Consider the following 23914-nt stretch of genomic DNA (forward strand, 5'->3'; position numbering starts at 1 on the left):
TCGCCGAGCGGCTCGCCCTTGGCCTGGACGGTGAGGTCGTTGTCGTGCGCGCGCACCGTCTCATGACCATAGACCGGACCAGTCAGCTCCGAGAGCGTGTGCCGCATCGGGATCAACGGCTTCTGCGGCGAGCGCTTGATCGCGCTCCGGTATGCCGGCGACAGCCGCGCGGGATGGACGCCATTCGAAGCGACCGGATAGATCAACGTCATGTGCTTGCTCCAGACCGGATTTGTTGCCGTGGCCTGTGCCACCGGCGCCGAACGTCAGGCCGGCTCCTTGAAATCATAGGAGATGCGCCCGGCCGGCAGATAGAACAGCGCGATGACAGCGCCGCCCCTGACCTCGGGATAGTGCCGGCTACCCGGATCCGGCGCGGTCCAGCCTGGTCCCTGCCAGCCCTGCAATCCCTTCAGCTCTGCGCCCTTGTCGAGGGGAACGACGAGGTTGAGCTCGCCATAGGGGTGGCCATGATACTGCCCGCGCAGCACGTCATGATCGTCCTCGTCCTTGAAACGGCGCGGATCGGTGCTGTTCATGTAGACCGCGGTGATGCTGAACTGGAATGTCTCGGGCACCGGCTCGAGGATGCGGCTGCGCCGATAATTCGGGCCTTCCACCTCCTGGTTTGCGGCCCAACCCTCCTCGACGCCCATTTTGATCAGACGCGCGAGATCCTGGTAGAGCGCGCTCGTCTCTCCATAAGTCTCGTTGAGCCAGCGCTCCATCGCCGCGCTCGGCGTCATGTCCTTGACTTCGCGCAGAAACGGAATGCTGCGTTCGATTAGTTGTTCACGGCTTCCCATGACACTCTCCTGTTCTAATTCTCGAAACCCTTGAAGGAAGCGAATGCCTCCAGATCCGCGCGCGGCATCAACCGCGCTCTCGCCTGATGCCTGGGGTGACCCATCGAGATCCCGCAGGCCACCATCTGCTCGGCCGGGATCGACAAGGCCGGACGCAAGATCCGGTGGTACTTGGCGAAGGTTTCCTGCGGACAGGATTGCAGCCCGCGTCCGACCGCCGCCAGCATCACGTTCTGGATGAACATGCCGAGATCGAGCCAGCTCCCCATCGCGAGGCGGCGATCGATGGTGACGATCAATCCGACCGGCGCACCGAAGAACGCGAAGTTCTTCGCGGTCTGCCTGCTTCGCGCCGCAGTATCGCTTTGCGCGATGCCGAGCGAGTCGTAGAACAACCGCCCGAACTCCTGGCGCCGGCCGAGATACGGCTGGGGAAACTCGCTGGCGTAATATTGATATTCGGAGACGTGCTCGTTCGGCTCATTCTCATATGCGTGCAGGAGCGCGGCCGACACTTCGGCCTTGGCGGCACCCGCCAGCACGTAAACGTGCCAGGGCTGAACGTTTGCCCCACTCGGTGCGAACCGCGCCACGCGCAGGATCTGCTCGACGGTCGATCGGGAGACGGGATTGCCGGAGAACTCACGGCACGAGAGCCGGCCAGCGATCACCTCGTCGATCGGATTGCGCGCAACGCCGCATGCTGCGTCCTGCTCGATCACGACTTCTTCACGAGCGGACATCCGCCGTCCTCCATCGGTCTGAAGGCCTCATCCCCCGGGATGGTGGCCAGGAGCTGGTAGTAGTCGAACCGGTACTTCGATTCCTCCGGCGACTTGACGCGGAACAGATACATGTCGCGGACCAAGCGGCCGTCCGGACGGATCTTGCCGTTGCGGGTCATGAAATCATTGACAGGCAATTCGCGCATCTTGGTAGCGACCGTCAGCCCATCGAGCGAACCGGCGGCTTCGACGGCCTTGAGATAGTGCATGACAGCGCCATAGGTGCCGGCATGGATCATGGTCGGCACCTTCCCGGTCTTCTCGATGAAACGCTTCGACCAGGCGCGTGTCTCATCGTTGATGTCCCAGTAGAAGGCCGAGCTGAGCATCAGCCCCTGCGCGCTTTGCAGCCCGAGGCTGTGAATGTCGGCGATGAAGACGATCAGGCCGGCGAGCTTCTGCCCGCGCGTCACGCCGAATTCGCCGGCCTGCTTCACGGCGTTGATGAAATCGCCACCGGCATCGGCAAGCGCGATCACGTCCGCCTTGGAAGCTTGCGCCTGCAGCAGGAAGGACGAGAAATCGGGCGTGTTGATCGGATGCTTCACGGCGCCGACCACCTTGCCGCCCGCAGCATCGATCACCTTGCGGCTGTCCGATTCGAGCTGCGCGCCGAGCGAGTAGTCGGCCGACAGGAAGAACCAGGATTTTGCGCCGAGACGGGAAATCGCCCGCGTCGTCCCCTGCGACAGCGCATAGGTGTCGTAAGTCCAGTGGATGCCGGTCGGCGAACACTCGTCGCCGGTCAGCCGGGACGTGGCTGCGCCGGTGGCGAGAAACAGCTTCTTCTTGTCGCGCGTGATGCCCTGCACCGCGAGGGCAACAGCGGAATTCGGAACGTCGAGGATCGCCTCGACGTTCTCGTTCTCCAGCCAGCGCCGGGCAATCGCCGCGCCGACATCCGCCTTGTTCTGGTGATCTCCGGCGATGATCTCGATCGGACGCCCGAGCACCTTGCCCTTGAAATCGTCCACCGCCATCTGCGCTGCGACAACCGAGCCCTGGCCACCGTTGTCGGCGTAGAGCGACGACATGTCCGTCAGCACGCCGAGCCTGACCGGCCCGCTCTCGGCAACCGTTGGCGTTGCTGTCGCCACGAGCATCAGCGCCAGTCCGATCGATTTACGTGCGCCACTTCGGGCCGTCTTCACCCAGGCCTTCATCGCTTTTCTCCTCCCAACCCGGCGCCGGCAATCTTGGCCAGAACGCCGGATCGCGGAAGTGAAAGTCTTGCAGGGTGATCTTGAACCGGCTTCAGAACGCCGGTGGTGGCGATGCGGCAGCCTGCTCTCGGGCAATCCGATCGGTTGCATCCGCCGAACGCTTGGCCTTAACTGCGAACGATCCGCGGCAGACGGGGCTCTCAGCGTGTCCGTTTCCTTCAAGACCCTCGACCTGAATCTGCTCAAGGTGTTCGACGCCGTGATGGAAGAGCGCAGCGTGCTGCGCGCCAGCCAGAAGGTCGCGCTGAGCCAGTCCGCGGTAAGCCACTCGCTGGCGCGGTTGCGCGAGATGCTGGATGACGAACTGTTCGTCCGCACCGCCACCGGCATGCAGCCGACCGCGCGCGCATTGACGATGGCCCCACAGGTCCGCCAGGCGTTGCGATCGCTGGAAGCGGCGGTCGAGCTGCCGACCTTTGCGCCGGCGGTCTCAACCAAGCCGTTCACGCTCGCCGCCAACGATTTCACGACGATGGTGCTGGCGCCGCCGCTGCTGAAAATACTCGGCCGGGAAGCCCCGTCGATCGACCTCACCATCAAGCCGGTGACGCGGATCGATCTTGCCGAGCAGATCGACCTCGGCCGCATCGACGTCGCGATCGGCGTGTTCTCATCGCCGCCGAGCCGCTTCCGCACCGCGCTGCTGTTCGAATATGACGATGTGCTGATCATCGGGAAAAAGCGCAAGCTCGGCCGGCTCGACAAGGCAAAGCTCGCAACCCTGCCACTGGTCGTCGTCTCCTTTGGCGGCGAGCAGGAGGGCGCGATCGGCGGGTTCATTTCGGAGCGCGGACTTGCCCGACGTTCGGAGATGTACGACCGCCCCGCGCTGGAACGGGCGCTGGCCGACAGCGAGCGGCCGCCGCGGATCGCGGTCTCGCTGCCGCACTTCCTGGCGCTGCCCGCGCTGCTGGTCGATTCCGAGCTGGCGGCGATCGTTCCGCGGCCGCTGGCGCAGGCGCTCGAGCGAGCCCATGCGATCACCACCCATGAATTGCCTTACACCACGACGCCCGTGGAGGTGCGGCTGCTCTGGCACGAACGCGTCGAGGACGAGCCATCGCACGAATGGCTTCACGAGGTGCTGCGCCGCGCGACTGAAGAGCTCAGGCGCGGCCGCTAGGCCGCGCTCCGCCCACGAACACCGCGTCTTATTGCGCGGCCATGGCTCCTGACATCGGAACCCAGCGCTCGCCGTCGAAACGCTGCGGCCGCAGCGATGTGATCAGGCGATAATCGTCCGGGCTGCTGTTGACGGTGATGCCCGGGATCAGGCCCGGCAGCGCCAGATTCTTCAGTGCGGTGGCATGCTTCATGATGTTCTGCCGCGATAGATCGTCGCCGCAGGCCTCGATGACCTTGGTCATCAGGACAGCGACGTTCCATCCGGTGAAGTTGAGCTGATCCTCGATATCGCCCTCCGGATAGTATTTCTTCATGAAGGCCAGCCACTCCAGATAGGCGGGATCGCTGGCCCATTCCGGATCGCCGACCGACTTGGTCGGCGTCGCCGAGATCGCGCCCTTGGCGTTGTCGAGCCCGGCCGGCTTGAGGATCGTCGGCACGAAGTTGCTGCCGATCGGCAGGAACTGCTGCGCATGCCAGCCAAGCTCGCCCGCCTTGCGGATCGCCTGCGAGGTGAACTTGCCGGTCGACGCATTGAGGAAGACGTTGGCGTTGGTGCTGGCCAGCGAGACGACCTGCGAATCGACCGTCGGCGACGTGACTTCGTAGGGTGAGGCCGCGACGATCTCGGCCTTGGGATCGAGCCGGCCCAGTTCGGCCTTGAAGCTGCGGAGATATTCGCGGCCGTAATCGTCGTTCTGGTACAGCACAGCGACGCGCGAGGCAGGCGTGTGCTCGGCTACCAGCCGCGCATAGATCGCAGCCTCGGTGCTGAACAGCGTCATTCCCGAGATGGTGTAGGGGCTGGTCTTTGGATCGGCAAAGCGCTCGCTGGCCGCAAACACGAACAGCTGAGGGATCTTCTTGGCGTTGAGATATTTCTGCACCGCCGCGTTCTGTGCGGTGCCCATGCTGCCGAAGATCGCGACCGCCTCGTCGTTCTCGATCAGCCGGCGCGTCTGCTCCACGGCCTTCGGCGGGCTGTAGCCGTCGTCAAGCGAGATCAGCTTGATCTTGTGGCCATTGATGCCGCCGCGATCGTTGATCATCTGAAAGTAGCGGGTCTGCACCTTGCCCACCGCACTCAGCGCCGACGCCGGCCCGCTATAGGGCATGGTCTGGCCAAGAATCAGTTCGGTCTCGGCCGCCCTGGCCGAACCGCAAGCGGCCACTAAAGCCGCAAACATGACTATCGCGCGCAATCCGCGCATGCGCCCCTCCCTTGTTTTCTTACCTGGAATATTCTTCCTAGGAAGACAATTGTCAACCCGGACGAAAGGCGGCAAATGGCCGCTGCGTGGCGCGGCGCACTCGTGCGGAGCAATGCCGGGAACTTGCAAGGCGACACGCCGATTCGACAGTGTTAGATTGCTGCGACGCATGGTGCCGACGCCCTTGGCTCGGGATCTTGGCGCGGGATGAAGGGGACTGGACGGGAATGAAGAAGAGCAGCGTGTCACGTCGCACCGAACCTGCGATCAAGCAGCCGCCCGCACCCGATAGCACCCTTTACGACGACATCGAGGCGGCCTGGCTGGAACAGCGCCCGGACCTCGATCTCGCCGCCGCCTGCACCTTGTTGCGGTTGGAGCGCGTCAACCAGCTTCACGAGTTGCGCCTGCAGGACATCGCGAAAGCCGTCGGCCTGCAGACCGGCGAGCTCTATGTGCTGCTGGCGCTGAGGCGCTCGGGAAAGCCGTACGAGCTGCGCCCGACCGACTTGTTCCGCGCCCTCCTCGTCACATCGGGCGCCATGACCAAGCGCGTGGCGCGGCTCCAGGAAGGCGGCTTCGTCCTGCGCGTATCGGCCAGCGACGACGGTCGTTCGGAGCTGGTCCGCCTCACCGCGAAGGGTCTTGCCGCCGCCGACCGCGGCATCGCCGAGGTGGCGCGGGTTGTGGAGGCCGTGACCGAGGCGAGCGGGCTTACCAAGGCAGAGCTCGCAATGCTTGATCGCTGCCTGCGCAAGCTGCTCGCCGTCCGATCCGTGAAGGCTCCGAAGAAATCCGGCCGGCTTGCAGCAGCGGATTAGCGACAACACTATGCAACGGCCTTGCGGCCTGGCTTCAGGAGCGATCTGAGATCGCAGGAGCTGTCTGCCGCCTGCCCCGGCGTCGGCGAAATGCCCGCTGCGATCAGCCGCCGCACCACCATCTGGTCGGCGGGATTGTTGATGCTGTCGACCGCAACCAATTTTCCTTGCCTATAGTTGAACACGGAGAACCGGCCGGCTTCGATCGCGCCACGGATCACCATCCGGTCGCTACGCGCGGCGTGGCCGACGATTTGCAGCTTGAGATCATGCTGATCCGACCAAAACCTCGGCACGCTATCGTAGGCTTCATGGCTGTCCGCGATCGCAAGTCCAACCGCCCTGCCCTGATCCTGCGCGTGCTGAACCGACTCCAGCTTGATCCAGCCCTCGGCAAACCGGCTGTAGTGGCTGGCGCAGTCGCCGGCCGCGTAGATGCCCGAGCACCCCGTGCGGCCATGCTCGTCCACCACGATGCCGTTGGCGCATTCGAGCCCTGCGGCGACGGCGAGCGCATCATTGGCGATACCGCCAATGCCGACGACGACAAGATCTGCGCCGAGACGAATGCTTCCGTCCAGTTCGACCGCCGTAACCCGTCCGCCATCTCCGATCATCGCCGAAACGGCCGTGCCGAACTTCACTTCGACGCCCGCCCGGGTGTGAGTATCGAGCAGGAAGCGCGACACCGCCGGAGACACCGCTCGTTCCAGCAGTCGCGATGCCGCCTCGATCACCGTCACCCGCTTGCCGAGCTTGGCAGCCGAGGACGCAACCTCTAGCCCGATGAAGCCGCCGCCGATGATCACGATCTCACCGGCCTCGCCGAGCCGCGCCTTGAGATCGGCGGCATCCGCGATCGACCTGAGATAGCAGACTCCGTCGAGGTCGGCGCCACGGACCGCGATCTTCCGTGCGCGCGAGCCGGTGGCGATGACGAGCTTGTCGAAGTCCAGCATCGTGCCGTCGGCTAACGCGATCCGACCGGCTTGACGATCGATCTCGACGACGCGGTGACCCAGACGCAGCTCGATCTTGGCGCCGGCGAAAACGGCTTCGTCGTGCATCAGGAAACCCTGCGCGTCGATCTCGCCGCGCAGAAAATCCTTTGACAGCGGCGGCCGCTGATAGGGCAACGCGTGCTCATCGGCGATCACAGTCACCGGCTCGGCATAGCCCGCTTCGCGCGCAGTGAGCGCCGCCTGAATACCCGCATAGGAGGCGCCGATGACGACAAGACCGCTCATGGTTTGATGTCCGCACCGCCATCGCCTGTGGCTTCCAGGGCAGCGCCGCCACCGAGCTGCACATAAACCTCACCATCGTGGATCTCGACCTTGAAGGCCTCGATATCCTTGTAGGCGCTCGAACGACATTTGCCGTCACGGACATCGAACATCGCGCCGTGCAGCGGGCACTCGATCACATGCCCTTCGAGAAAGCCCGTCGACAACAGCGCAAACGCGTGCGAGCAGACATCGTCCGTGGCGAACACGTCGTCGCCGACCTTGTAGAGCGCGACGCGCCGCTCGCCGACCCTGAAGCCCAACGGCTCCCCTTCGGACAGTTTTGCGGCTGCGCAGAGATGGTGCCAGGTCATGAGAACTCGTCTCCTGGGTCGATGCGGAGAAATGGGCGCGGACACGATGCCCGCGCCGCAGGCTTCCAATCCGATCAGCGCGGAATCTGCCGCCAATCCTCGGAAGCTGACGCAAGCCGGCCGCCGACCGCGCGAATGTCCTTGTAGGACATGGTCCCGCTCTGGCCGCTCTTCGGCGGCTTGCCGTCCATGAAGCCGCGCACCTCGTCGAGCAGTTGGCGGCGCACCCTGACGATCGCCTGGTCCGCCGAGCAGAGATATTCCTGCGAACGATCGACGATCGGACCCATGCTGACCATGACGACGAAATCCTCGATGACGATCTCGTGGAAGCCGGTGCTGTTGCCGGCATCCATGATCTGGCGGTTCTGTCCCCAATTGTTGCTTTGATCACCCGGCAGGCCGCCGGCCATCGGCCACTGGTTGGCGCGCTGCACTTTGCGCCAGGAATCCACCGGCTTCTCGGGATTATAGAAGATGTACCATTGGATCAGGTTCTCGTCGTCGATCGGCACCGCAATGATCGCGGTGCGATCCTGCTGCGGCCCGGAATAGATCGGCGCGATCAAGCCATAATAGGGCATCACGAACTCGGTGACGCGGGCGAGGCACGATCCATCCGGACCGGTGCGCAGCGCGGCGGCACGAAAGCCATAAGGCTTCTTCTCGAATTCGTAGCCCACTTCGGTGTTGACGCGGGTCGCGCCGAAATCGGTCGACGAGGTCGCGGTCCAGCTCTGGTGCAGCAGCGCGACGTGCGAGGAATCGATCGTAGCCTCGACGCCCTGCAACCAGTTGGCATTGAGCTCGATACCGGCCGTGTAGACCTGGTCCGGCGGCAAATCCATCCACTCGAAGTCGGGCGCCGGCGGTGCCGCGCCCTCACCGAGCCAGACCCAGATCAGCCCGGCGCCTTCGCGCACCGGATAGGCTTTCGCCCGGACGGTCCTGGCGAATTCCCTGGGGTTGTTCGGCTCGTTGGGAACATCGAGCACCTCGCCATCGGCCTTGATCTTCCAGCCGTGGAACAGGCAGGTCAGCGAGCAATCATCGACCCGCGCCAGCGCCAGCGACGCGCCGCGGTGCGGACAGGCTTCGTCGAGGAAGCCGACAGTGCCGTCCTTGCCCCTGAACGCCACGAAGTTGCGGCCGAACAGCTTGACGCGAACCGGCGCCTCGCCCTTGCGCACGCGCACCGAGAGCACGGCCGGCAGCCAGTAATGCTGCCGCAGCATGCGTCCCATCGGCGCGTCACCCGTGACGCGGCACAGCAATTCATTCTCTTCCCTCGTGACCATCGCGAAACCTCCCTGGTTGACGCTTTCGACGTTCTTCGCCTAATATCTTCCTAGGAAGATTATTGTCAAGATATCTTCTGAGGAAGCTATATCGGGAGATCACATGACCAAGGGACGCCTCAGGGATCGCATTGTGCTGGTGACGGGAGGAAGCCGCGGGGTCGGCAAGGGCGTCGCCATCGGCCTGGCCGAGGCCGGCGCGACGGTGATCGTCACGGCACGGACGCGCAACAGCGGCGGATCGGAATGGCCGGGCTCGCTCGACGAGACCATCGCCGCGATCGATGCGGCGGGCGGCCGCGGCATCGGGCTGCTATGCGATCATTCCGACGACGGATCGGTGAAAGAGATCTTCGATCTGGTCCGACGCGACCACGGCCGGCTCGACGTGCTCGTCAACAATGTGTTCGCGGCGCCCAACGTGATGCCGGTGAATGTGCCGTTCTGGCAGCTCCCCGCCTCGCTATGGGACACCATGCATCGCGTCGGCCTGCGTTCGCATTTCGTCGCCAGCCAGTTCGCAGTGCCGCTGATGCTGCCGCAAGGGCGCGGCTTGATCGTCAACACGTCGTCGGGCGGCGGCATCCGCTACACGTTCAACGTTCCGTTCGGCGTGCAGAAATCAGGCGTCGACCGGATGGCGCGCGACATGGCGCATGAGCTGCAGCCGTTCGGCATCGCCGCAGTGTCGATCTGGCCCGGCTACATCAAGAGCGAGAAGCTTGCGGCGCAGCCCGACCGGGTGCCACCGGCGCTTGCCAGGCTGATCGCCGAACGCGGCGAGACGCCGGTATTCGCGGGACGCGCGGTGGCGGCACTTGCGGCCGATCCCGGCGTGATGGCCAAGAGCGGCCAGATCCTGCTCGCCTCGGAGCTGGCGGCCGAATACGGCTTCACCGATATCGACGGCAAGGTCCCACCACCGCCGAGCCGCGATCCCGCGCCGCTCTCGGTGTTCAGGCCGACCGTCATGCCTTGATCAGGGCGACCAGCTAGACGTCGAAGAACACGGTCTCGTTGTCGCCCTGCAGATGGACGTCGAAGGTGTAGGTGCTGGCTGCACCGGCCTTCTTCGCAATCAACGTCGCCCGGCGATCGGCCGGCACCAGGGCGAGTACGGAATCGCCGGCGTTGCCGGCTTCGTCGTCGAAATAGATCCTTGTGTAGAGATGCAGCAGCATGCCGCGCGCGAACACCGCGAGCGCAATGTGCGGCGCCTGCGGTTTGCCGTCGGCATCCGGCACCACGCCGGGCTTGATGGTGTCGAACGCGTAAGCGCCGCTCTTGTCGGTTCCGGCGCGGCCGAAACCTTTGAAGCTTGAGTTCGGCAGCGCGCGCGTGTCCTGCGGGTCGGAGAAGCGGCCTTGCGCGTCGGCCTGCCAGATCTCCAGCATGCAGTCCGGGATCACGGCGCCGTCGCCGTCATAGACCTTGCCTTCGATCCGGATGCGTTCGCCGGATGTATCCGGTGTCAGCAGGTTGTTGGTGAAGGCGTCGTTCCAATCATACTCGCCGTTCGGCGTCAGGCCGTACTTGAAGTAGGGACCGACGGTTTGCGAGGGCGTAACTCCATCAGGACGCGGGTTCGACACTTACTTGGTCTCCATCGGCGTGGCGTTGCGGCCGCGCAGCACGATATCGAAGCGATAGCACAGCGCCCAATCCGGCTTGGTGTTGTCGAGATCGAACGACGAGATCATCCGGGAGCGCGCCTTCGCGTCGGTCACCGAGTTGAAGATCGGATCGAACGGAAACAGCGGATCGCCGGGGAAATACATCTGCGTCACCAGACGCGAGACGAAGGCATGGCCGAACACCGAGAAGTGGATATGCGCGGGCCGCCAGGCATTGTGGTGATTGCCCCAGGGATAGGCGCCGGGCTTGATGGTGATGAACTTGTAATAGCCCTTGTCGTCGGATTGCGTGCGACCGGCGCCGGTGAAGTTCGGATCGAGCGGCGCCGGATGCTGGTCGACGACGTGGATATAGCGGCCGCAGGCATTGGCCTGCCACAGCTCGACCAGCGTGTTCGGTACGCCGCGGCCGTCCTCATCCAGCACGTGACCGTGCACGATGATGCGCTCGCCGAGCGGCTCGCCCTTGGCCTGGACGGTGAGGTCGTTGTCGTGCGCGCGCACCGTCTCATGACCATAGACCGGCCCGGTCAGCTCCGAGAGCGTGTGCCGCATCGGGATCAGCGGCTTCTGCGGCGAGCGTTTCACGGTCGAGCGATAATCCGGCGACAGTCGCGCCGGATGGGCTGCGAGCGATTGCAGCGGATACAACAGGGTCATGGCGAATTCCTCCGCGGCCCACGCGCCCGGTGAGCTCACATCAGATCATTATAGCGCATAACCAAATTGGGGAAGGGCTGTTTTCAGTCCTTCCAAGCGATTGAATCAGCTCAGCTTTTCGATCGCGACCGCAACACCTTGGCCGACGCCGACGCACATAGTTGCCAAGGCAAGCTTCCCGCCCCGCTTCTCCATGCCGTGAACGGCGGTCAGAACCAGCCGCGCGCCGCTCATGCCGAGCGGGTGGCCGAGCGCGATCGCTCCGCCATGCGGATTGACGAAATCGGCATCTTCCTTGACGCCGAGCTGGCGCAGGCAGGCGATGCCCTGCGAGGCGAAGGCCTCGTTGAGCTCGATCAGATCGAAGTCCGACACCTTGATGCCGAGACGCTCGACCAGCTTCTTCGTCGCCGGCACCGGGCCGATGCCCATGATGCGCGGCGGCACCGCAGCCGAGGCAAGGCCGAGGATCTTTGCGCGCGGCGTCAGGCCGTGCTTCTTCACCGCGGCCTCCGAGGCGAGGATCATCGCGGCGGCGCCGTCATTGACACCCGACGCGTTGCCCGCAGTCACCGTGCCCGGATTGCGCACGATCGGCTTCAACTTGGCGAGAGCTTCGAGCGTGGTCTCTGGACGCGGATGCTCGTCCTTGTCGACGGTGATGGGACCGGCCTTGCCGCCGGGCACCTGGATCGGGATGATCTCCTCGGCGAAATAGCCCGACGCGATCGCGGCGCCGGCGCGCTGCTGCGAGCGGATCGCCATCGCATCCTGATCGGCGCGCGAGACCTGGAATTCCTCTGCGACGTTCTCGCCGGTCTCCGGCATCGCATCGACGCCGTACTGCGCCTTCATCAGCGGGTTGATGAAGCGCCAGCCGATCGTTGTGTCGTAGATGTCGGACGAGCGCGAGAAGGCTTCAGCGGCCTTGCCCATCACGAACGGCGCACGCGTCATCGATTCGACGCCGCCCGCGATCGCGAAATCGATCTCACCGGCGCGGATGGCGCGGCCCGCGGCGCCGACCGCATCGAGGCCGGAGGCACAGAGCCGATTCAGGGTCTGGCCGGGAACCGACTCGGGCATGCCGGCGAGCAGCAGCGCCATGCGCGCGACGTTGCGGTTGTCTTCGCCGGCCTGGTTGGCGCAGCCGAAATAGACCTCGTCGACCTCGTTCCAATTGATCGTCGGGTGCCTGGCCATCAGCGCCTTGATCGGGGCCGCCGCGAGATCGTCGGCGCGCACCTTGGCGAGCGAACCGCCGAAACGGCCGATCGGGGTCCGGACGGCATCGCAAATGAACACATCACGCATTGAATCTCTCCCTGAATGCCGCGACTTAGGCGCTGGATCGGCTGGAACTTGAGGGCAGTTTTAGGAGTGTGCCCGCGGCAGGTCAATTGACGCCGCTGCACGGTATGCGCGCATTGCCGTGATGCCTTGTCATATCTTAGCCCGTGGACAGGGTGGAAAACCCTCCTCTCGCGGATAGGACCGCCCGGCGAAATTTTGTAGTTTCCGCCCCCTCATGACCATTCAGCAGCCCATCCCCGTTCCGCCCGAAGCCACTCCCGCCGAGGCGCCGTCGCGCGTCACGCCGATGATGGAACAGTACCTGGAGATCAAGGCCGCCCATCCCGGCCTGCTGCTGTTCTACCGGATGGGCGATTTCTACGAACTGTTCTTCGAGGATGCCGAGATCGCCTCCAAGACGCTCGGCATCGTGCTGACCAAGCGCGGCAAGCATCAGGGCATGGACATCCCGATGTGCGGCGTGCCGGTCGAACGCTCCGAGGACTATTTGCATCGCCTGATCGGCGCCGGCCACCGCGTCGCGGTGTGCGAGCAGACCGAAAATCCCGCCAAGGCCAAGGCCCGCGGCAACAAGAGCGTGGTTCGCCGCGGCGTGGTGCGGCTGGTGACGCCGGGCACCCTGACCGAAGACACGCTGCTCGACGCCCGCACCAACAATTATTTGATCGCGATCGCGCGCGCCCGCGGTTCGGCCGGCGCGGATCGTCTTGGGCTTGCCTGGATCGACATCTCGACCTCCGAATTCATGGTGACCGAGTGCGCGACATCAGAGCTCGCGGCGACGCTGGCGCGGATCAATCCGAACGAGGCGATCGTCACCGACGCGCTCTACAGCGACAATGAGCTGGCGCCGACCTTGCGCGAGCTGCCGTCGGTGACGCCGCTGACCCGCGACGTGTTCGACAGCGCCACCGCCGAGCGGCGGCTGTGCGACTATTTTGCGGTCGCGACCATGGATGGCCTGTCCGCGATGTCGCGGCTCGAGGCGACCGCCGCGGCCGCCGCCGTCACCTATATCGACCGCACGCAAGTGGGAAAGCGTCCGCCGCTGTCGCCGCCGGCGCGCGAGGCTGCCGGCACCACGATGGCGATCGACCCGGCGACCCGCGCCAATCTCGAATTGACGCGGACGCTGGCCGGCGAGCGCCGCGGCTCGCTGCTCGATGCGATCGATTGCACCGTGACAGCGGCAGGCTCGCGCCTGTTGGCGCAGCGCCTTGCCGCACCGCTCACCGACGTTGCCGTGATCGCGCGGCGGCTCGATGCCGTGTCGGCTTTCGTCGCGGATTCCGCCGCGCGCGAGGACGTCAGGACCGTGCTGCGCGCTGCGCCCGACATGTCGCGCGCGCTGGCGCGGCTCTCGGTCGGCCGCGGCGGCCCGCGCGACCTCGCGAGCCTGCGCGACGGCATCCTTGCCGCCGACCAGGCGCTGGAGCTGCTGGCCCAGCTTGCCGATCCGCCGGCCGAGGTTTCGACCGTGATGGCGGCCTTGCGACGCCCCTCGCGCGACCTGGTGCGGGAATTCTCGCGCGCATTGAGCGAGCAATTGCCGCTGATCAAGCGCGACGGCGGCTTCGTGCGCGAGGGCTATGAAGCCGCGCTCGACGAAAGCCGCAATCTGCGCGATGCCTCGCGCCTCGTCGTCGCCGCGATGCAGGCGCGCTATGCCGAGGACACCGGCATCAAGACGCTGAAGATCCGGCACAACAACGTGCTCGGCTATTTCGTCGAGGTCACCGCACAGCACGGCGACAAGCTGTTCGCGCCGCCGCTCAATGCGACCTTCATCCACCGCCAGACGCTCGCCGGGCAGGTCCGCTTCACCACCGCAGAGCTCGGCGAGACCGAGGCCAAGATCGCCAATGCCGGCGATCGCGCGCTCAACCTCGAGCTCGAGATCTTCGAACGGTTGAGCGCGATGGCGCTCGCGGCCAGCGACGATCTGCGCAACGCCGCACATGCCTTCGCGATGCTCGATGTTGCGACCTCATTGGCGAAGCTCGCGATCGACGACAATTATGTGCGGCCCGACGTCGATGGCTCGCTCGGCTTTGCGATCGAGGGCGGCCGGCATCCGGTCGTCGAGCAGGCGCTGAAGCGCGACGGCCAGCCGTTCATCGCCAATGCCTGCGACCTGTCGCCGACGCCCGCACAAAAATCCGGCCAGCTCTGGCTGATCACCGGTCCGAACATGGCCGGTAAGTCGACCTTCCTGCGTCAGAATGCGCTGATCGCGCTCTTGGCGCAGATCGGCTCCTACGTGCCGGCGTCGCGCGCGCGGCTCGGCATCGTCGACCGGCTGTTCTCGCGCGTCGGTGCCGCCGACGACCTGGCGCGGGGACGCTCGACCTTCATGGTCGAGATGGTCGAGACCGCCGTGATCCTCAATCAGGCGAGCGAGCGGTCGCTGGTGATCCTCGACGAGATCGGTCGCGGCACCGCGACCTTCGACGGCCTATCGATCGCCTGGGCCGCGATCGAGCATCTGCATGAAAGCAACCGCTGCCGCACGCTGTTTGCCACCCACTATCACGAGCTGACGGCGCTCTCGGCGAAGCTGCCGCGGATGTTCAACGCGACGGTGCGGGTCAAGGAATGGCAGGGCGACGTCGTGTTCCTGCACGAGGTGCTGCCGGGCTCGGCCGACCGTTCCTACGGCATCCAGGTCGCCAAGCTCGCCGGTCTGCCGCCCGCCGTGATCACGCGCGCCAAATCGGTGCTGGCGAAACTGGAGGCCCAGGACCGCGGCCAGACTGCGCGCGCGTTGGCCGACGACCTGCCGCTGTTCGCCGTCCCCTCCCGCGCCGCCGCCGAGGACAAGCCGCCGAGCGATGCGGACCTGCTGGTCGAAGCCGTGAAGGCGCTGCACCCGGACGAAATGTCGCCGCGCGAGGCGCTGGATGCGCTCTATGCGCTGCGGGCGAAGCTGCCGAAGCAGTAGGCGATCCGGCTTCCAACAACCAGGGAATGCTGCCAAGCTGGGGCATGTTGTCGCCTGCTCGGTCCATCCTCTCGCCATTGCTTTTGGGTAAGCTCGCCGCTCTTGCAACGCGGCCAGCGACCAATCACGAATTGCACGACATCCTTACCGAACTCGCTACGCTGCCGGCACACCTTGTTGTGCGGGCTAGCCGGGAAATCGCGACCGTCGCAGGTCTTGGCCGGTGGCAGCCGGAAGAGCGGCCGCGCCAAGTCGTCCCATCCGACCAAGCGAGCCTTTTCCAGCAGATCAAAGACCGGTTCGTGCCGAAGCCGCCGCCCGTTTCCTTTCCGCCTGACCAAGAATTGCTCGTCGCAAATCGAGACTTCGCGTGGCTGTTCCTGTTTCACCCAAGTGGCTACCTCAGAGAGGCAGCGCTATGCCACATAGCGACACCGCCGAGCTCGCCCTTCTTCCTTGCGGCTCTTGCGTGGCGCCTGAATGATTGGGTTGAGCCGATTCGTCGCGCCGCGATGGAATGTTTCAGCCGCGTTTCGGCAGACATCCCCGCTGCTATTGCCGCGGAGGCGGCCATCTACCTGCTTGAACGACGGTTCGTCTGGGGACGGTGGTCCGATGAGGTCGCAACTCTGGATCCGATATTCGCTCGCGGCGACGTCCTCGCGGCACTAGCGGCCGAACTTGAAAGACGCCCGACTGGCAGGCTGAGTGGCTGTCTTCGCTCCGCATTGCGATATCCCGGCATCGACCAACACTTGCCGCGACTGGCAACGGCCGCGATTCAGCCCCCAATTAGAGCCATCGCTTATCAGTGCCTGATATTGCGGAAGCTCAGCTGGCCGGTGGGATTCGACTGGGTCTGGCTCGACAAGGTATATGGCTTGCGACGACGCATCCCGAAGCTGGACAGTCGCGACATCGAAAGCGATCAGCTGCTCGCAGATCTCATCGCTAGGGGTATCCGCGACAAATCAGCATTTGTGCGGAAAATTGTCGCGGATGCAATGATCGCCGTGCGCTCTCAGGTAGCCGAAGAGGGTCCGTTGGTGGCTCTGTTGGCGAACGATCCAAACCCTGCCGTACGATCGCGCGGTGATTTCTTGGTGAGGCACCCACGCTCGTCGCAATGATGTGGCTACGCCTTCACGGCGTTCCTCCGCCCGAGCTGCCACAGCACCAGATTCCATGCGATGCAGGTGGCGAGCGCGCAGCTGAGGCCGATCGCCGAGCCGAATTGCGCGACCGCGACGTGCAGCACGGCGATGCCGAGGCCGAAGCCGAGCAGGCCCCAGGCGCTGTTGGCGAGCACGGCGGCAGTTGCGGGGCCGCCGATCCGCGGATGCAGGATCAGCATCATCGAGGAGAACACGATCGGAAACAGCGCGATCACGCCGGTGACGCGCGGACCGACCCAGGTCGACGCGGTGACCACGGTGCCGACCAGGCTCGCGACCAGCGCGGCGCGCAACGGAATGTCGTACCAGCGCCGCGGGAGCAGCGGCATCTTCGCGACGTGCCGGTACGGCTTGAGCAACGGAATGCAGATCGCAAACGCAATGGCATTGAGGATCAGCCCGCCGGCCAGCGTCCAGGCGAACTGACGGATGATGGTGCCGAGCACGAGCCACAACGCGATCGCGGCGCCCGCACTGATCCACATGCTGAAGCGCTGCGCCAGCACCGCATAAGTGAGGCCCATGAAGATCGTCGCGGCGTTGACCGGCAGGCTCGACAGCGCGCCCTCGGCGATGAAGGCGGCGTCATGGTCGAGCGCGAGGAAGGTGTAGGACGGCCCAGCGGAGATCGGCAGGGTCGCGATCAGCGCGCCGATCACCGGCCCCGACCGCTCGGTGATGATGGACGCGCTGACCACGAACGCGGCCGCAACCGCCATGCGCAGCACGAGGAAGAGGGCGAAGTGGAGTTCGGGGGACATTCTGCGTCATCCCGGCGAAGGCCGGGATCCATAACCACGACTGTTCGTGGGGAGCGAAAGTCGACGGGCAGCGAAGCTTGAATCGAGAAGACACGACGTATGGGTCCCGGCTTTCGCCGGGACGACACCGATTAAACCTGTTTAAACCCTCACCATCGTCACCGACACCTTCGGACCGTTCTTGATGGTCTGATAGACCACGCAATAGCGCTCGGTGAGCTTCAGCAACAGATCGAGCTTGTCCTGCGGCGCGTCGGTGCCGACGTCGAAGCGGAGACGGATCTCACGGAAACCGACCGGGGCCTCCTTGTCGACGCCGAGCGTGCCGCGGAAATCGAGATCGCCTTCGGCGAAGACATTGCCGACCTTCAGCGGCACCTCGACGGCAGTCGCGACCGATTTCAGCGTGACGCCGGCGCAGGCGACCAGCGCCTCCAGCAGCATATCGCCGGAGCAGAGCTCGAGCCCGGAGCCGCCGGTGGCGGGATGCAGGCCGGCGACCGCGAGCGCGCGGCCAGTCTCGACCTTGCAGGACAGGCTTTCGTTGTCGATCGTGCCCTTGGCCTTCAGCGTGATTACGGCGGCCTGGGGATCGGTCTTGTAGCGCTCCTTGATCGGAGCCTGCATTGCGCGGAGTTCGGCGGAGTCCATGGGTCTGCTCCCGGCTGTTCTTCTTAGCCTTCGGATGTAAGGCCTTAGAGCGCCGATGTCACCACCACATCGCCTCGCCGGCGCTGGATTTGTCCGTGACGTCACGCACCGAACGGTCCAGCGAGCGGTCGAGCGCGGTCAATACGCGGCGCTTGAAGGTGTCGAACAGCTCCGATTTGCGGTCGCGCGGCCGCGCCAGATTGATGGTGATCTGCTCGAACAGCCGGCCCGGCCGCGGCCGCATCACCAGCACGCGGTCGGCCAGCACCACGGCCTCGTCGACGTCATGGGTGACCAGGATCAAGGTCGGCCGCGTATCGGCCCAGAGATCGAGCAGATGATCCTGCAGATCGCGCCGCGTGAAGGCATCAAGCGCCGAGAACGGTTCGTCGAGCAGCAGCACTTCGGGCTGCGGCACCAGCGCGCGGGCAATCGCCACCCGCTGCGCCTGCCCGCCGGAGAGCTCGCGCGGCCAGGCTGACGCCTTGTCGGCGAGAGCGACGCGGGCCAGCGCGGATGCGACCCGCTCGCGCCTGACGTCGGCCGGGAGATCGGCGAGGCCGAAGCCGATATTGTCGGCGACGCTGAGCCAGGGCAGCAGCCGCGGCTCCTGGAAGATGATGCCGATCTTGGCATGCGGTGATGTGATGACGGCATTGTCGAGCGTCACGCTGCCGGTCGTGGCGCGATCGAGCCCGGCGATGGCGCGCAACAGCGTCGACTTGCCGCAACCGGAACCGCCGATGATGGCGATGATCTCGCCGGGCGCAATCTCGGCCGAGAAGCGTTCCAGCGCATGGACACCGTTCGGATAGGTCTTGCCGACTTCCTTCAGCGCCAGCATCAGGTCGCTCCCCGCGTGCTGAACGCGTCCTGCCAGCGCAGCAGCGGCGCGGCGGCGATTTCGATCAGCCAGTCGGTCAGCTTGCCGAGGATCGCGAAGATCACGATCGCGGCGAGGATCTGCGCCGGCTTGCCTAGCTGCTGGCCGTCGATCAGGAGATAGCCGAGCCCTTCGGAGGCGCCCATGAATTCGGCCGCGACCACGAACATCCAGCCGAGGCCAAGCCCGACCCTCAGCGACACCACATAGGCCGGCAGCACCGCGGGCAGCAGGATGCGGCGGATCATCGCAAAGCCGGACAGGCGGAACACGCGGCCGACCTCAACCACCTTGCGATCGACCGACAGGATCGCGCCCATCACGCCGAGATAGACCGGAAAGAACACCCCGACCGCGATCAGCGCGACCTTCGAGGTCTCGAAGATGCCGAGCCACAGGATGAACAGCGGCACCCAGGCGATCGAGGGGATCGCGCGGAGCGCCTGCACGGTCGGATCAAGCAGCCGCCGCGCGAAATTCCAGTAGCCGGAGATCGCACCCATGATGGTGCCGGCGACGACGCCGAGCGCAAAGCCGGCACCGACCCGCCACAGCGTCGCCAGGATATGGCGCGACAGCTCGCCGCTTCCGGCGAGCGCCACGATGGTCTCGAACACTTTTGAGGGCGGCGGCACCAGCCGGCCATTTGAGTAGCCGAGAGCAACGGCAAGCTCCCAGCCGAGTGCCAGCACGACCGGCACCACGAGCCCCAGCACCGGCCGCGCAAAACGCGACCACCGCGCCGACGCGGCACGCGGCGCGGCCGTCTGTTCCAGCGCGGGCAGATCAACGGTCATGGCCATAGCAAGAACGACTCTTCGCGGGGGATTGCAAGGCGGGGATCGCGCTGGCTCCATCCCCACGTCGTCCCGGCGAAGGCCGGGACCCATCACCACAGGGCGTGGTGATGGAGCAGACTGGAGCCACGGCCTTGTTCAACAACAAAGCCCTGTGGTGATGGGTCCCGGATCGCGGTTCGCTTGTCCGGGACGACAACCATCAATTCGTCGGCAGCGGGACCTGGTCGTCGATCAGGGCATCCACCGCCGCCTTCACGTCGGTCTTGGCGTCGATTACGCCAGCCTGCTGCAGGGCGAGACCCGCGGCGAGGATCGATTCCCGCTGGGGGCTACCGATCCGGCTGTGGGTCAGCTCGGTGCGCTCCTTGAGCTGCTTGTCGACCACGGCGTCGGGCAGTTTCGTCACCGCAATGAAGGTCTTCTTCAGCTCGTCATAGTTGGCCAGCGAATATTTCCGCGCCTCTTCATAGGTTGCGAGCACACGGCGGACGATGTCCGGATGCGCCTTCAAAAACTCTTCGCGCACATTGAGGATGCCCCAGGTGTTGGCGTCGGGCTTGCGGTAGAACAGCTTGGCGCCGTCCTCGACCTCGGCCTGCGCCATCATCGGGTCGAGGCCGGCCCAGGCATCGACGTCGCCGCGGATCAACGCGGTCTTGCCGTCGGCGTGCTGCAACAGCACCGGCGTGATGTCCTTTTCGGTGAGGCCGGCGCCGAGCAGTGCACGGACCAGGAAGATGTGCGGGTCGGTGCCCCGCGTCACCGCGACGCGCTTGCCCTTGAGATCGGCGACCGAGGCGATCTTGGAATCCTTTGATGTGACCAGCGCGGTCCATTCCGGGCGCGAATAGACATAGATCGACTTGATCGGGTTGCCGTTGATCCGGGCAACCAAGGCGGCCGAGCCCGCGGTCGAGCCGAGATCGATCGAGCCGGCGTTGAGGAATTCGAGCGCCTTGTTGGAGCCGGCCGACTGCACCCAGACGATGTTGATGCCGTCCTTGGCGAATTCCTTTTCCAGCAGCCCCTTCTGCTTCAGGACCAGCGACACCGGATTGTAGGTCGCCCAGTCGATCCGGATCTCCTTCAGCGCGTCGGCGGCGAACGCCGCACCGGGCAACAAGGTCGCGACCGCGAGTAGCGCAGCGAAGCCGCGCCGGGAAAATTTCTGCATTCGTCGACCCCCTTGATCGGATTAAGAAACAATCTTTTATTTCAATGAGTTATCCTTGCGGTCAACGAGAAAATCTCTACCCTTTACGAGACGGCGCGAGAACGAACTTGCTCGAAGCGCCAGCACGAGAGCATGGAGCTGCTGTCATTATACTTTGGTCAGTGACAGCAACAGCTCCGTCCGATATCGGATGAACGTATGGACAGTGTCGTAGCCGAAGCCCGCCCTGAAGCGGATGATCGTTTCGAGACCGCGCGGATCACCGCGGCCGTCAATGCACTGGCCGAGCAGCATGCCGGCCGCGAGGACCAGTTCCGCGCCGCGATGGCACAGCTGCTCAAGGCCGAGCTGATCGCGGCGCGCGCCACGGCGCAGGCGCTGCTGCTGAAGGACCGTCACGGAAGGCGCTGCGCCGAACGGCTCTGCTTCGTGCAGGACGAGATCATCCGCATCCTCTACGCGGCGGCGACCCGACATCTCTACCACTCGCCGATCCCCTCGGGCGCCGAGCGCATGGCCGTGGTTGCGACCGGCGGCTATGGCCGCGGGCTGATGGCGCCGGAGTCCGACATCGATCTGTTGTTCATCCTGCCCTACAAGCAGACCGCCTGGGGCGAGCAGGTCGCCGAAGCCATCCTCTATTGCCTGTGGGACATGGGGTTGAAGGTCGGCCACGCCACGCGCTCGGTCGATGAATCGATCCGCCAGGCGCGCGGCGACATGACGATCCGCACCGCGATCCTGGAGACCCGCTTCCTGACCGGCGACCAGCCGCTCTATGACGAGCTGGTCGAGCGCTTCGACAAGGAAGTGGTGCAGGGCACCGCGCCGGAATTCGTCACTGCAAAACTCGCCGAGCGCGAGGAGCGGCATCGCCGCGGCGGCCAGTCGCGTTACCTGGTCGAGCCCAATGTCAAGGACGGCAAGGGCGGCCTACGCGACCTGCACACGCTGTTCTGGATCGCCAAATACGTCTACCGCGTCCGCGAGACCGACGAGCTCCTGGAACGCGGCGTGTTCGACGCGCAGGAGTACCGCACCTTCCGCCGCTGCGCCGACTTCCTGTGGTCGGTGCGCTGCAACCTGCACTTCTTCGCCGGAAGGCCTGAGGAGCGGCTGTCGTTCGACATGCAGCGCGAGATCGCCGTCCGCCTCGGCTACACCTCGCATCCCGGCATGCAGGACGTCGAGCGCTTCATGAAGCACTACTTCCTGATCGCCAAAGACGTCGGCGACCTCACAGCGATCCTGTGCGCCAAGCTCGAGGAAGAGCACAACAAGCCCGCGCCGGTGCTGAGCCGGATGGTGGCGCGGCTGCGGCCCGGCACCAAGCGGCGGCGGGTTAACGGCAGCGACGACTTCATCGTCGACAACAACCGCATCAACCTCGCCGCGCCTGACGTGTTCAAGCACGATCCGGTCAACCTGATCCGGATCTTCCGCCTCGCGCAGCAGAACAACCTCGCCTTCCATCCCGACGCGATGCGCACGGTGACGCGTTCGCTGAAGCTGATCAACACCCAGCTGCGCGAGAACGACGAAGCCAACCGCCTGTTCATGGAGATCCTGACCTCCAACGACGCGGAGACCGTACTGCGGCGGATGAACGAGACCGGCGTGCTCGGCCATTTCATCCGCGCCTTCGGCAAGATCGTCTCGATGATGCAATTCAACATGTACCACCACTATACGGTGGACGAGCATCTGCTGCGCTGCATCGGTTTCCTGCAGGACATCGAGCGCGGCGGCAATGAGGAGTTCACGGTCGCCAGCGACCTATTCCGCAAGATCCGCCCCGAGCACCGCCCGGTGATCTATATCGCGACGCTGCTGCACGACATCGCCAAGGGCCGGCCGGAGGATCACTCGATCGCCGGCGCCAAGGTGGCGCGGCGGCTGTGCCCGCGACTCGGCTTCTCCGCGGCCGACACCGAACTGGTGGCCTGGCTGATCGAGGAACATCTGACCATGTCGACGGTGGCGCAATCGCGCGATCTGTCGGACCGCAAGACCATCGAGAATTTCGCCGCCGTGGTGCAGTCGGTCGAGCAGATGAAGCTGCTGACGATCCTGACCACCGCCGATATCCGCGGCGTCGGCCCCGGCGTCTGGAACGGCTGGAAGGCGCAGCTGATGCGCACGCTGTATTACGAGACCGAGCCGGTGCTGACCGGCGGCTTCTCGGAAGTCAACCGCGCGCAGCGCATCGCGGTGGCGCAGGCCGAGTTCCGCCGCGCCTTCACCGAATGGCCGGAGACCGAGCTCAACGCTTATATTGGCCGGCATTATCCGGCCTACTGGCTCAAGGTCGAGCTGCCGCGCAAGATCCGCCAGGCGCGCTTCATCCGCGCCAGCGAGCAGGCCGGCCACAAGCTTGCGATCAATGTCGGCTTCGACGAGATCCGCGCCGTCACCGAACTCACAATTCTGGCGACCGACCATCCCTGGCTGCTGTCGATCATCGCGGGCGCCTGTGCCTCGGCCGGCGCCAACATCGTCGATGCGCAGATCTACACCACGACCGACGGCCGCGCGCTCGACACGATCTCGATCTCGCGCGAATACGACCGCGACGAGGATGAGGGCCGCCGCGCCACCCGAATCGGCGAGATGATCGAGCAGGTGCTGGAGGGCAAGCTCAGGCTGCCCGAGGCGGTGGCCAAGCGCGCCGTGCGCAGCAAGGTGCGGCCGTTCATCGTCGAGCCCGAGGTCATCATCAACAACCAGTGGTCCGATCGCTACACCGTGATCGAGGTCTCCGGCCTCGACCGGCCCGGCCTGCTCTACCAGCTGACCACCGCGATCTCGAAGCTCAACCTCAACATCGCCTCGGCCCATGTCGCGACCTTCGGCGAACGCGCCCGCGACGTGTTCTACGTCACCGACCTGCTCGGCGCCCAGATCACCGCACCGACCCGGCAGGCCGCGATCAAGAGCGCACTGCTGCATCTGTTGTCGAGCGAGGACCAGGCGGCGAAGCCGGCGGCCTAAGGCCGGGCTCTTTCCACGTCATTCCGGGGCGCGCGTAGCGCGAGCCTCGGAATGACGGCGA

21 protein-coding genes and 1 pseudogene are annotated in these 23914 nt (G+C 65.1%); 6 read left to right on the top strand and 16 right to left on the bottom strand.

Annotated features, from left to right (window positions below):
- The 4 genes and pseudogenes from JQ616_RS25155 to JQ616_RS25170 form a co-directional block, all read right to left on the bottom strand.
- A pseudogene (locus JQ616_RS25155) lies at positions 1-212 on the bottom strand (protocatechuate 3,4-dioxygenase subunit beta); the annotation flags it as partial.
- Positions 213-266: 54 nt separating this feature from the next.
- Positions 267-806 (bottom strand): DUF4863 family protein, encoded by a 540-nt coding sequence (locus JQ616_RS25160; RefSeq protein ID WP_212019188.1) that lies wholly within the window; start codon positions 804-806, stop codon positions 267-269.
- A gap of 14 nt (positions 807-820) precedes the next feature.
- On the bottom strand, positions 821-1549 hold the full coding sequence (locus JQ616_RS25165; RefSeq protein WP_212019190.1) for a nitroreductase: 729 nt from the start codon (positions 1547-1549) through the stop codon (positions 821-823).
- A complete protein-coding gene (locus tag JQ616_RS25170; protein ID WP_249137266.1) occupies positions 1525-2754 on the bottom strand; it encodes an ABC transporter substrate-binding protein in 1230 nt (409 codons plus the stop codon). The genes JQ616_RS25165 and JQ616_RS25170 overlap by 25 nt, the downstream gene beginning before the upstream one ends.
- Before the next feature lie 205 nt (positions 2755-2959).
- Between JQ616_RS25170 and JQ616_RS25175 the strand changes: the two genes are divergently transcribed.
- Positions 2960-3937, top strand: a complete 978-nt coding sequence (locus JQ616_RS25175; protein WP_212019192.1) for a LysR family transcriptional regulator — start codon at positions 2960-2962, stop codon at positions 3935-3937.
- Between the two features lie 28 nt (positions 3938-3965).
- On the opposite strand, the gene JQ616_RS25180 is transcribed toward JQ616_RS25175, so the two are convergent.
- Entirely contained in the window at positions 3966-5126 is a 1161-nt protein-coding gene (locus tag JQ616_RS25180) for an ABC transporter substrate-binding protein (protein ID WP_249137267.1), read from the bottom strand.
- A gap of 251 nt (positions 5127-5377) precedes the next feature.
- Between JQ616_RS25180 and JQ616_RS25185 the strand changes: the two genes are divergently transcribed.
- The gene (locus JQ616_RS25185; RefSeq protein WP_212019196.1) at positions 5378-5971 is read left to right on the top strand and encodes a MarR family winged helix-turn-helix transcriptional regulator; all 594 of its coding nucleotides are present in this window, start codon (positions 5378-5380) and stop codon (positions 5969-5971) included.
- Positions 5972-5979: 8 nt separating this feature from the next.
- On the opposite strand, the gene JQ616_RS25190 is transcribed toward JQ616_RS25185, so the two are convergent.
- The 3 genes from JQ616_RS25190 to JQ616_RS25200 all read right to left on the bottom strand — a co-directional run bounded on the left by JQ616_RS25190 (position 5980) and on the right by JQ616_RS25200 (position 8869).
- Positions 5980-7218: an NAD(P)/FAD-dependent oxidoreductase gene (locus JQ616_RS25190; protein WP_212019198.1), complete on the bottom strand. Its 1239-nt coding sequence runs from the start codon at positions 7216-7218 to the stop codon at positions 5980-5982.
- The gene (locus JQ616_RS25195) at positions 7215-7571 is read right to left on the bottom strand and encodes a non-heme iron oxygenase ferredoxin subunit (protein ID WP_212019200.1); all 357 of its coding nucleotides are present in this window, start codon (positions 7569-7571) and stop codon (positions 7215-7217) included. Before JQ616_RS25195 ends, JQ616_RS25190 begins: the two co-directional genes overlap by 4 nt.
- A gap of 74 nt (positions 7572-7645) precedes the next feature.
- On the bottom strand, positions 7646-8869 hold the full coding sequence (locus JQ616_RS25200) for a Rieske 2Fe-2S domain-containing protein (protein ID WP_212019202.1): 1224 nt from the start codon (positions 8867-8869) through the stop codon (positions 7646-7648).
- A gap of 103 nt (positions 8870-8972) precedes the next feature.
- Between JQ616_RS25200 and JQ616_RS25205 the strand changes: the two genes are divergently transcribed.
- Entirely contained in the window at positions 8973-9848 is an 876-nt protein-coding gene (locus JQ616_RS25205) for an SDR family NAD(P)-dependent oxidoreductase (protein ID WP_212019204.1), read from the top strand.
- A gap of 13 nt (positions 9849-9861) precedes the next feature.
- Here JQ616_RS25205 and pcaG read toward each other — a convergent pair whose 3' ends face one another.
- The 3 genes from pcaG to pcaF all read right to left on the bottom strand — a co-directional run bounded on the left by pcaG (position 9862) and on the right by pcaF (position 12477).
- On the bottom strand, positions 9862-10461 hold the full coding sequence (gene pcaG / locus JQ616_RS25210) for a protocatechuate 3,4-dioxygenase subunit alpha (RefSeq protein WP_212019206.1): 600 nt from the start codon (positions 10459-10461) through the stop codon (positions 9862-9864).
- The gene (gene pcaH / locus JQ616_RS25215; RefSeq protein ID WP_212019208.1) at positions 10462-11163 is read right to left on the bottom strand and encodes a protocatechuate 3,4-dioxygenase subunit beta; all 702 of its coding nucleotides are present in this window, start codon (positions 11161-11163) and stop codon (positions 10462-10464) included.
- 105 nt (positions 11164-11268) lie between these two features.
- On the bottom strand, positions 11269-12477 hold the full coding sequence (pcaF, locus tag JQ616_RS25220) for a 3-oxoadipyl-CoA thiolase (protein ID WP_212019210.1): 1209 nt from the start codon (positions 12475-12477) through the stop codon (positions 11269-11271).
- A 214-nt stretch (positions 12478-12691) separates the two neighbouring features.
- Between pcaF and mutS the strand changes: the two genes are divergently transcribed.
- Both mutS and JQ616_RS25230 read left to right on the top strand, forming a co-directional pair.
- Complete coding sequence (gene mutS / locus JQ616_RS25225) at positions 12692-15418, top strand: DNA mismatch repair protein MutS (RefSeq protein ID WP_212019212.1); 2727 nt, start codon at positions 12692-12694, stop codon at positions 15416-15418.
- Between the two features lie 44 nt (positions 15419-15462).
- Positions 15463-16548, top strand: a complete 1086-nt coding sequence (locus tag JQ616_RS25230) for a hypothetical protein (protein WP_212019214.1) — start codon at positions 15463-15465, stop codon at positions 16546-16548.
- 5 nt (positions 16549-16553) lie between these two features.
- Here the strand turns inward: JQ616_RS25230 and JQ616_RS25235 are convergent, their stop codons facing one another.
- From JQ616_RS25235 to JQ616_RS25255, 5 genes are all read right to left on the bottom strand, one after another.
- Positions 16554-17354 (bottom strand): hypothetical protein, encoded by an 801-nt coding sequence (locus JQ616_RS25235; RefSeq protein WP_212019216.1) that lies wholly within the window; start codon positions 17352-17354, stop codon positions 16554-16556.
- 141 nt (positions 17355-17495) lie between these two features.
- Positions 17496-18005, bottom strand: a complete 510-nt coding sequence (locus JQ616_RS25240; protein WP_212019218.1) for an OsmC family protein — start codon at positions 18003-18005, stop codon at positions 17496-17498.
- Between the two features lie 58 nt (positions 18006-18063).
- Entirely contained in the window at positions 18064-18849 is a 786-nt protein-coding gene (locus tag JQ616_RS25245) for an ABC transporter ATP-binding protein (protein WP_212019220.1), read from the bottom strand.
- Positions 18849-19685, bottom strand: a complete 837-nt coding sequence (locus tag JQ616_RS25250; protein WP_212020149.1) for an ABC transporter permease — start codon at positions 19683-19685, stop codon at positions 18849-18851. Before JQ616_RS25250 ends, JQ616_RS25245 begins: the two co-directional genes overlap by 1 nt.
- A gap of 202 nt (positions 19686-19887) precedes the next feature.
- Positions 19888-20862, bottom strand: coding sequence for an aliphatic sulfonate ABC transporter substrate-binding protein (locus JQ616_RS25255; protein WP_212019222.1), 975 nt, complete (start codon positions 20860-20862; stop codon positions 19888-19890).
- 198 nt (positions 20863-21060) lie between these two features.
- Here JQ616_RS25255 and JQ616_RS25260 point away from each other — a divergent pair, with 198 nt between their 5' ends.
- The gene (locus JQ616_RS25260; RefSeq protein ID WP_212019224.1) at positions 21061-23853 is read left to right on the top strand and encodes a [protein-PII] uridylyltransferase; all 2793 of its coding nucleotides are present in this window, start codon (positions 21061-21063) and stop codon (positions 23851-23853) included.
- The last annotated feature ends 61 nt before the right edge of the window (positions 23854-23914 follow it).

Source organism: Bradyrhizobium tropiciagri, assembly GCF_018130545.1.
Classification (GTDB): Bacteria; Pseudomonadota; Alphaproteobacteria; order Rhizobiales; family Xanthobacteraceae; genus Bradyrhizobium; species Bradyrhizobium tropiciagri_A.